Source organism: Corallococcus praedator (assembly GCF_003612125.1).
Classification (GTDB): Bacteria; Myxococcota; Myxococcia; order Myxococcales; family Myxococcaceae; genus Corallococcus; species Corallococcus praedator.
Window position 1 is genome coordinate 1 of sequence record NZ_RAWI01001437.1, and the last position, 387, is coordinate 387.

General features: G+C 32.6%; 1 protein-coding gene. It reads right to left on the minus strand.

All coding sequences use genetic code 11. From position 1 onward, the window contains the following. Positions 1-334 (minus strand): hypothetical protein (locus D7Y13_RS44800; protein WP_208734767.1); only part of this gene is annotated, 334 nt, incomplete at its 3' end. Positions 335-387 lie beyond the last annotated feature (53 nt).

Sequence of the window (387 nt, forward strand, 5' to 3'; positions counted from 1 at the left end):
CGTTATAACTATGTATTTGCGATGTACGTTGGTAACGTCTAATACTTACAAACATTAATAATGTAAACACGTTGCCTGTTAATGCCATCAACAATAACAACACTTCGACGATACGTCGCCATAGGTCATGATGCTTCCATGTTTGTTCCGTTGTTAAAATGATAATTAAAATGATGGTTAAAATGATTAGCAATGTTTCAGCAATATAGAACGTATCGGCCACATAACCTTTAAAAAGATTTAATGCACTCGTTAATATAACTAAAATATAAGTTGCTATAGCATAACTTGCGAATAGTTTTAAGGAAGCTATCTTTGTTGTAAGTTTTACCATATGCCTCACTTCCTTTCGTTAATTTCACTACGTAATTTTGGATCGATTAAAGC